The organism is Streptomyces sp. NPDC058964 (genome assembly GCF_042741275.1).
In the GTDB taxonomy this organism is placed as follows: Bacteria; Actinomycetota; Actinomycetes; order Streptomycetales; family Streptomycetaceae; genus Streptomyces.
Genome location: NZ_JBHYKH010000167.1, coordinates 1 through 8,532, shown reverse-complemented (window position 1 = coordinate 8,532; position 8,532 = coordinate 1). Strand labels below are relative to the sequence as shown.

General features: G+C 71.3%; 7 protein-coding genes. 1 reads left to right on the top strand and 6 read right to left on the bottom strand.

Annotated elements, in window-relative coordinates:
• Window positions 1-70 precede the first annotated feature (70 nt).
• The 6 genes from ACFW2E_RS21370 to ACFW2E_RS21345 all read right to left on the bottom strand — a co-directional run bounded on the left by ACFW2E_RS21370 (window position 71) and on the right by ACFW2E_RS21345 (window position 8,113).
• Window positions 71-262 (bottom strand): hypothetical protein, encoded by a 192-nt coding sequence (locus ACFW2E_RS21370; RefSeq protein ID WP_384468650.1) that lies wholly within the window; start codon window positions 260-262, stop codon window positions 71-73.
• Between the two features lie 400 nt (window positions 263-662).
• Window positions 663-1,904 (bottom strand): hypothetical protein, encoded by a 1,242-nt coding sequence (locus ACFW2E_RS21365; protein ID WP_384468649.1) that lies wholly within the window; start codon window positions 1,902-1,904, stop codon window positions 663-665.
• Window positions 1,901-4,903 carry a DEAD/DEAH box helicase gene (locus tag ACFW2E_RS21360; protein WP_384468648.1) on the bottom strand — a complete coding sequence of 1,001 codons (3,003 nt, stop codon included), beginning with the start codon at window positions 4,901-4,903 and terminating at the stop codon, window positions 1,901-1,903. Before ACFW2E_RS21360 ends, ACFW2E_RS21365 begins: the two co-directional genes overlap by 4 nt.
• Window positions 4,904-6,673, bottom strand: a complete 1,770-nt coding sequence (locus ACFW2E_RS21355) for a hypothetical protein (RefSeq protein WP_384468647.1) — start codon at window positions 6,671-6,673, stop codon at window positions 4,904-4,906.
• 119 nt (window positions 6,674-6,792) lie between these two features.
• Window positions 6,793-6,975, bottom strand: a complete 183-nt coding sequence (locus ACFW2E_RS21350; RefSeq protein WP_384468646.1) for a hypothetical protein — start codon at window positions 6,973-6,975, stop codon at window positions 6,793-6,795.
• A 205-nt stretch (window positions 6,976-7,180) separates the two neighbouring features.
• Window positions 7,181-8,113, bottom strand: a complete 933-nt coding sequence (locus tag ACFW2E_RS21345) for a pirin family protein (protein ID WP_384468645.1) — start codon at window positions 8,111-8,113, stop codon at window positions 7,181-7,183.
• A gap of 79 nt (window positions 8,114-8,192) precedes the next feature.
• On the opposite strand from ACFW2E_RS21345, the gene ACFW2E_RS21340 reads away from it, so the two are divergent.
• A partial coding sequence (locus ACFW2E_RS21340) for a carboxymuconolactone decarboxylase family protein (protein WP_384468644.1) occupies window positions 8,193-8,532 on the top strand: 340 nt, incomplete at its 3' end.

Here is an 8,532-nt window from a genome sequence, read left to right as displayed (position 1 = left end):
GGGGCTCCCCCGCTCCCGGGCCCGTCTCTTCCGGGGTCTGGGCGTGGGCCACCCCAAACCCCCCCACCCGCTACGGGGGGGACGGGTCGCGGCGGGCGATCGCCGAGACGGCGTCCCTCTCCCGGTCGAGTTCGTCGGCTCCCAGACTCGCCGACTCGTCCACCGCGACGGCGTAGTTGACCGGATCGTCGGACGCCGTCGTGGCGGCGTCGACGGGACGGGCCGATCCGGTGAACCCTCCGCCGATCGCGGACATCCCCACGCCGGGCAGTGTCACCGCGGCGAGCGCCACGGCGGCGAGGCGGTGCGCTCGCCGGCGCCCTGGGCAAAGCGGACGGACGACAGGGGAATTCCCCGTTCCCAGCCGTCTCCGCGACTTTCCGACCCTCAAGGCACGTTCGCACGCACGCTCGAGCGCCCCCCTTGCGTTTATCACTTGACCCCCACGGCTCCGAAGGCCCCCGAATATCCACGCACCCCGGCTACTGCCGGAACGAAATCCTTCGACGGCGCCCTGTGGCGACAAGGTTAGACTCATCCAGCCTCACCTTTGGCGGGAATTCCCTCTTTTCCTTTACCGTCAATTCGATCATTGCCACTAGATGATCAGCCGAATATCGGGATGGACAATTCCCGCTAAGGGATCGCCCGAACCTGTTCATTCATGTCACTTTCCGATCGGCGTCTTTCGACTCCACCGACCGAGCCCAGCGCAGCCGTTGAGCAAGCGTCTCTTTCCCGGCCTGGTCCGCGGCGCGGCACAGGGTCTCCATCCCGACCGGGCCGAGCTCCAGCTGTCGGCACAGGGCATCGATCCGCATGCGGATGTCGACGGGATCGTGCCGCAGACGAGCGCCGACGTATGAGTCGAGGCGCTCGACGAGAGCCCAGGCGCGGGTGTCACGGTCCGCGCACCAGAGCTGGAAGAAGGGGCCTCCCAGCACCCTGTACGACCCGACGTCGGCCAGCTCGACGGCGCCGCCTTCGCGGAACCGGTTCGGGGGGAGCGTCACGCGCCAGGCGCCGTGCGGGTCCCTGACGGGCCGGTACTGCCCGAGTTCCTTCGTGCTGAGCCACCTTTCGATCCGCTCGGCGAGACGCCCTGCGGCACGGCTCTCCTCGGCCCACAGGGCGGTCTCGAACTCGGGCGTCCCCTCGCACGCCGCGGACAGGTCGGGATCGTGCTCGCCGCCGTGCGCCCGCGTGTAGACCAGGTGACGTACCCGCCCGTCGTCCTCCACCGCGCGCACGGCATACGCGGGCAGGTGCACGCACTCCGGTACGCCCACGCACTCCGGGTCGTCGATGCCCGCCGGAAGGTTGAAACGCGCCCGGTGGGGATGACCCGCAAGCTCCGTCACGGCCCCGGGACGAAACGCGCGAGGCATCAGCCGGGGCGCCGGCGCCCCTCCGCGCCGCCGGGGCACCGCTTCGTCGGCGGAGACGAAGGAGACGGTGGCACTTCGGTAATGAGCCGCTGTCAGCGGACGCGACTGGAACCCGTCGAAGTACAGCTTGCGGCGGTCGTCGCGCGTGACCGTGTAGCGCGTGCCGTCACGCAGCGAGCGGCGACCGAGCTCGGTGAGCGCGAGGCGGCCGTCGTCGTCGCGGACGTGATCGATCGCGATCAGGAAGGCCAACGCCTGCCGCACCAGGGCTGGTTCGAGAGCGAGGAACGAGGCCAGCTCACCGGCGCAGTGGAACCCGCCTTCGGCGATGCCGCGCTCCACGAAGCGGTCGATCAGCTCGTAGGGCTGCCCCTCGGTGACGGTCGCCCGTACCTCCACACGCCACACGGGCACCAGCACCGTGTGAATGCTGGTGGGCCTCAGCCCCAGAGCGAACGCGGCGTTCTCCAGGACCACTTGCTCCGGGAACGCCGGCAGCCTGGTGCGCCCCCTCATGTGCGGTCGCCCCCTGCCTCGACGCTGTCCAGCAGGTCGAGCATCTCGTCGTACGAGTGGATCTCGCCCCGGACGGCGAGGTGTTCGCGCAGTGCGCGGGCGAGCTCTCGAACCCCCGGATCCCTGGCCCGGGTCAGCATGGACAGATCACCCACCAGTACCAACTGGCGTTCGACCCTGGTGAACGCGACGTTGGAGCGGCGAAGCTCGTCCAGGAACCCCACACGGCGCCCGGGGTTGCTGCGGGTGAAGCCGTAGAGGACGACATCCCGCTCGCCGCCCTGGAACGAGTCGACCGTGCCGACGTTGCACCGGATCCGCTCCGATCCGCCGATCCGTCGCGTCAGCTGGGCCGTGATCAGCGCTGCCTGCGCGGCATAGGGAACGATGACCGCCCATCTCACGCCCCGGCCGTCGTAGTGGGCCGCCAGCCTGGTGAGCAGGTCCGCCTCGGCCGCGTTGACATACCCCTTGCGCTCCTGGCCCGGTTGGCCGCTCGCATCCCGTTCGGAGCGTCGCTCGGCCGGTAGCCGCGAGGTGTCGACGAACGCCAGGGGGGTGCGGAACAGCCTGGAGTCGTGGGGCCGGTCCGGTTCGGGTGTGCGCAGCAGTCCGTCGTAGAAGGCGGCGGAGACGAAGTCGGCGACGGCCGACGGCATGCGCCGCTGGTTGGTCAGCGACACCACTCCCCAGTCGGGCAGGTCCAGACGCAGCAACTCCAGTACGCTCGTGCCCAGCAGCGCTCCGGCCACCGGGTCGCCGGAGCGTTCCCCCCACTCCCTGAGATCATGGTCGAGGTAGGGCGGCAGCTGTCTGTGGTCCCCCACGAGCACCGCGCGGCGGGCGCGGACGAGCGGGACGAGTACGTCGGGGACACCGATCTGCCCCACCTCGTCGATGACGACAAGGTCGAAGTCGAGTCCGGTGAGTTCGGGGCGGGAGGCCACACCGATACAGGTCGCGGCGACCACGTGCGCGTAGCGGACCAGTTCGGTGTGGAGTTGTCCGGTTGCCGAGGACACCTCGTCGCGCCACTCGGCGAGGAGGGTGCGTCGGGACGTGAGCAACGGAAGTCGGTCGGTCATCCATGCGTGGAGCGCGGCCAGTTCCCGGTCGACGGTCCCGGCCTCGGCCGTCGCCGGATCGGGGACGGCGGGGGGCTCCTCGACGGCGGCGACGGAGGTCCGGCAGCGCTCGGCGGCCCCGGCCGCCTCGACGCGGCAGGCCTCGCGGCGTCCGCGGGCGTCCTCCCACTGCGTGCGCGCCACTCGCACTGCCGGGAAGTCCCTGGTGGCTGCGTCGAGTTCACGCTCGGCCTCCCGCGTCTGCGTCCGGTTGCGGACCTCTCTGCCGGCGAGGGCGTCCGCGGCCGCTTCCGCCGCGGCGAGACGTCGCTCGCAGCGCCGGACGCACAGCTGGAAGAGGAAGCCGACGAACCGCCATCGGGCGCGCCGCGCGGCGGTCCGGTGGAGTCGGGACAGCCGTTGGCTTCGTCGCGCGTTCCGGTCCCGTTCCCCGACCAGGCGCGCGCGTTCCGCGACGAGCCCGTCCACTCGGCGCTGGGCCCGGCCGCCTGTTGCGCGCCTGGCCTGGGCGAGCCCGGCGTGGGCGGTCGACTCCTCGTCCGCCAGGGTGGCGAGGCGAACGAGGAGCCGGCCCAGTTCGTCGTTCGCCTTCTGCATGTGCTCCACGTCGAGGGGGACGGCCAGCCTGGACTCCAGTCGGCCGAGGATCCCCCGGCGCAGTTCCGCGGCCTGCTCCTCCAGCAGATACGGCCTGCCCTCCGAGGTCACCGCGCCTTCGTTGCCCACCCGGACGACGACCAGGTCCTTGGAGAGCCTGCCGAGCACGTTGTCGACCGCGCGGTTGGTGTGAGAGGCGACCAGGACACGCTCCCCCGTCCCGCTCGCGGCGACGGCCCGGGCGATCCGGCTGATCACGCGTGTCTTGCCGGTGCCGGGCGGGCCCAGGACCACCAGCAGGTCCTCGACGGCCAGGGCCCTGCGGAACGCCTCCTTCTGCTCACGGTCCAACTCCGCCTCGTGTTGCTCGAATTGCTCGAACCGGCCCGGGACGGGCCCCGGCGGGCGGAGTCTGCGGTCCACCAGGACATCGAGCACATGGGGGTTGCACGACCGGCGGTCACGCAGCGCCCGTACCGCCTCGCGCTGCCGCTCGTGAACGGCGTGGCTCGGGGTGATCTGCAGGGCCCCCTGCTTCGGCACGCTGTCCCAGGCGACGGCCCGGTCGAACGACACGGTGACCGACGTACCGCGTGAGAGCGCGCGCACCACGCGGCCGCGCTGTGCCGGTTCTCCGCGAACCTGCACCAGCGTGCCCGGTCCGGGTTTGCCGTCTCCGACCAGATCGAACTCGTAGACGGCCCGGGTGCCATGGCGCTGCTCGCCCGTGGCCGTGACGTCGCGGTAGGGATAGTCCCCGGCGGCGTGTGCCCTGGCGACGGACATGCGTTCGTCGGTGTCGATGATCCGCTGGACCGTTGCGAGAAAGCGGGCGTGCCGGTCGGCGAGCGCCGGCGCGCTGGTGCGTTCGGCCATCTCCTCGAGGAGCAGCCGCCATTCGTCCTCCAGACGAGGCCAGTGCGCCTCGCTGTTCTTGGGTATCTCGCCGGGAAGGTGGCAGGGCAGCCAGCGTGCGGGCCGCACCAGGAGGCAACCTCGCGCGACCGCGTGATGGTGGCGGAAGCCGAGGGGCACGACCTCGGCCACCCGGTAGGCGTCCTGCCTCCTGCCGCTCGGGAACAGTCTCGCGGAATTGGTCCTCCATTGCACATGCATCGTCCGTGCCCCGCCGCGGCTACGGGGTTCCGCGACGGTGGCGGGGACCCCGTCCCGGCGGCTGTCGAGGTCGGCCGCGAGCTGATGGACGTCCTCGGGCAGATAGGGGTGCTCGGCCCGTAACCGGCGCAGCGAGCCGTCCAGCGGCGGGCTGGGAACGAGGACCAGGGGACCCTGCAGATCGACGGTACGCAGGAACATTCACGCGTCTCCGAGCAGGTCTTCGCGGGCACTGCGCAGTGCGGTGCCCAGCGTTCGGGCACTCGGACGGTCGCCGGGAGCCTGGGCCAGCGCCGTGCGCACGGCTCGTTCCAGGCTGTCGGGGACGTTCCCCAGGTGGGAACGGAGCGGCAGTGGTCCCGCGGGAGCCGGGGGGTGCCCCGTGGCCAGGTGGTAGGTGAGGGCGGCCAGCTGGTACACGTCGGCGGGTGCGCCGATGAGACCCGGCCGGTGGCTGCCCAGCCATTGTTCGGGAGCCCGGTACGCAGTGGGCCCTTCGCCCGGACGCGGGTCGTGACCCGCCAGTCCGAGGTCCCGCAGGACCAGACGGCCGTCGTCCAGGGCGATGACCCCCGCGGGGGTGAGGCAGCGGTGCGTGGCCCCCGACCTGTGCAGAGCCGCGAGGGTGTCGCACAGCCCCGCCGTACGGTGGAGCAGGTCGGCCAGCTGTGCGCTGGTGAGGGGCCGGCGGCGGTCGGTGCCCCACGCGGACTGCAGTGTGCCGCACGGACCACCGGTGCGTGAGACGGGCCAGGGCAGCGTGAGCACGGCCCGTCGAGTGCCGATCCGCTCGTACGTCCCGCGGTCCGGGAGCCCGTGGGACCGGCCGTGGAGCCGATCGACGAGATCGTGTTCTCGGCGGAGCGCGTCGAGCGCTTCCATGGCGTCCGAGGTGGGGTGGCGCGCTTCGGTCCGGCGCAGCCATACGAAGGGTGAAGCCGAGGAGTCGGTGGCCGGCTCCAGTCGACGGGCCAGCGCCTGGTGCTGGATCAGGGAGAAATCAGGCGTGCTGCGCTCCTCGGTGGGCATGTGCAGCAGATAGCGGTGCCCAGCCGTGCCGAACTCCTGACCGCCTGCCCACGGCGTCCGAAGCGGCGGCGGTGCGGGAGACGGCACGAGCGGCGCGTTCTCACCGCGGCGGGCCGGCTCCGCCGCCGGGGCCAGGGCGAGAGCGGGAGCAGCGGCGGGCTCGTACGGCGCTTCGTCCTCGCCGAGCTCACGGATGACGGAGAAGGCGAAGGCCGCCGCGTTGCGGGCGGCGACCGCCTGCCAGTCGGCGTCGTCGCTCTGCTTCTTGGCCCCGTCCGCCCGGTCGCTGATGCCGCGGACGACGAGTGTGGGCACCCGGGTGTTGAGGTGGGCCGCCTCCGCCACACCCGCTCCCTCCATCTCGATGGCGACGGCGTCCTGGTAGTGCAGGTCCAGCAACTGCCGCAGCGCGGAGTCGCCGGCGTCGAGAACGACCTCGCCCGCGGCGATGGGCTTGAAGTGAGCCGCCGGCCGGCGCCGTCCATCGGTCGGGGACAGCGTCCGGGACCACTGGCCGGAGCGGTTGACGAACCTGGCCAGCTGCTCCAGCTCGTGGTCGGCCGGCCAGGAGTCCGGGCGGGCGGCGAACCCCTCGGCGGTCTCCTTGCCTCCGTGGTAGGCGTACACCTTGGTCGCCACGACGACGTCGCCCAGCTCGACGTCCGGCTTGAGCCCACCCGCGACACCGACGAAGAACAGGGCGGAGGGACCGAACGCTTCGACGGCCCGCTCCGCGAGGGCGGCCGCCCGGCGGTTTCCCGGTCCCGTCTCCGCCAGCACCACCTTGTACGGCGTGCCGTTGAGCCAGCCGAATTCGAACACCGTGCCCCGGTGGCTCGGACCTCTGCGTACCGAGACGAGGCAATCACGCACCGCCCGATACTCCACGCTCAGGGCGGTGAGCACCACGATCGGCCTCACCTCGGCCTCCGTGCCGTACATCTTTTCCCCCGCCGATGCGTCTCACCGTCACGATGGCCGCCGACATCCACAGCGAGCGTCCGCGGCGGGCATCCAGAGCAGGCGACCTTACTCCTTGGTTCACCTCCTCCCGCACGAAATCAGCAATTGTCGTTTTGGCGCGTGAGAACGACATATCCGCAAAGCAATTGGGCGAACACAAACCCCGAAAGGTCGGCATGGCGATCAACCGCGAACTGACAGGCACAGAAAACGACGGCGCCGGACGACGTCGTGACGTGGCGCAGTTCCGCCTCCAGCCACCGCAGCAGCTCGGGCGTCACGGGGCCGGTGATGCCGGCGAACTCCGGGTGCCTCTGCAGCTACTCGGCCACGTGGGGGCACACGGAAACGATGCGCATCCCCAGCGCGCGCACGTCGGTGGGGGGCTGCGTCACCAACTGCCCGGCCAGGCCCTGTCCGGCGCAGGAGCGGTCGGCCTCCGAGCGGAAGAAGACCCGGCTTCACCGGCATGCCGGTGGGCGCGGTTCAGCCGCGCGGCGGGTTCCCGCGCGGTGCGAGGGTGGCGTTCGGCAGGACGGGCGCGGGCAGCCGGTGCCCCGCGTAGCCCTCGACGGCACCGAAGCGCTCGGAGGCGTTCTCCCATTCTTCGCGGGCCCGGACGATGTCCTCGTGGCTGCGCCCGATGAAGTTCCACCACATGACGATCTCCTCCTCGAACGGCGTTCCGCCGAGCAGGACGGCGCGAGCGGTGTCGTCCGAGTCGTTGACGAGGGTGAGGGTCTCCGTTCCGGGGTGGATGTAGCCCAGTTCGGCCGGGTGCAGCGCGGTGCCGGCCACGCGCACGTCACCGTGGTCGACGAGAAGCCCGTGCTCGAAGCCGGGGTTCACCACGAGCGTGACGGCCGCGCGCGGTTCGAGGAGAACCTCGGCCCCGAGGAGGGGCGTGAAGGTCCGCACCGGCGAGAGGGCTCCGGCGAGCTCGCCCAGGAAGACACTGATCACGGCTCCGTCGACGCGGACGGGCTCGGGAACGTGGTGCTGGAAGTCCCGCTCCGTGTGCCGGTGTTCGCCGGGCAGCGCCACCCACAGCTGTACGCCGTGCAGGATCGTGGTCCGTGGGGTGGAGACCTCCGAGTGGCTGATTCCCTGTCCGCCCGTCATGAGGTTCAGCTCGCCCGGCCGCACGTACGCGTGGCTGCCGAGACTGTCACGGTGCTCGATCTCGCCGCTGAACAGCCAGCTCACCGTCTGCAGTCCCGTGTGCGGATGCGGGGCGACGTCCATGCCGCCGGTGCGGGCGACGTCGTCGGGGCCGTAGTGGTCGGCGAAGCACCAGGCGCCGATCAGGGTCCGGGCCCGCTGCGGCAGTGTGCGGCGGACGGTCATCGCGCGGGGACCGCCCAGGGGGACGTCGCGCGGGGTGAGTACGTCGACCTTCGGCTCGTCGGCATCGCCCATCGGGGGCCACCTCCCACAATCATGATAGTTCTATATTCAACAATATGGGTCCTGTGATTATGCCCGAGGGAGCCCCAGAGTGAGCAGCAGCCCCACGCCCGGCCCGGCGAACCGCCGGATCTTCGTCGACAAGCAGAGCCCCAAGCCGTACCACGCCCTGGTGCAGACGTCCGAGGCGGTGCGCGCGACCGCCGCCGAGGCAGGCCTGGAGCGCGCTCTCGTGGAACTGGTCAACCTGCGGGTGTCGCAGATCAACGGCTGCGCGTACTGCCTGGACGTCCACACCCGGGCCGCCCTGCGCACGGGCGAGACGACCCGGCGTCTGGGCGTGCTGGCGGCCTGGCGGGACACCGAGGTGTTCACCCCCGTGGAGCGCGCGGCACTCGCCCTGGCGGAGGGGGCCACCCGCGCGGCCCACG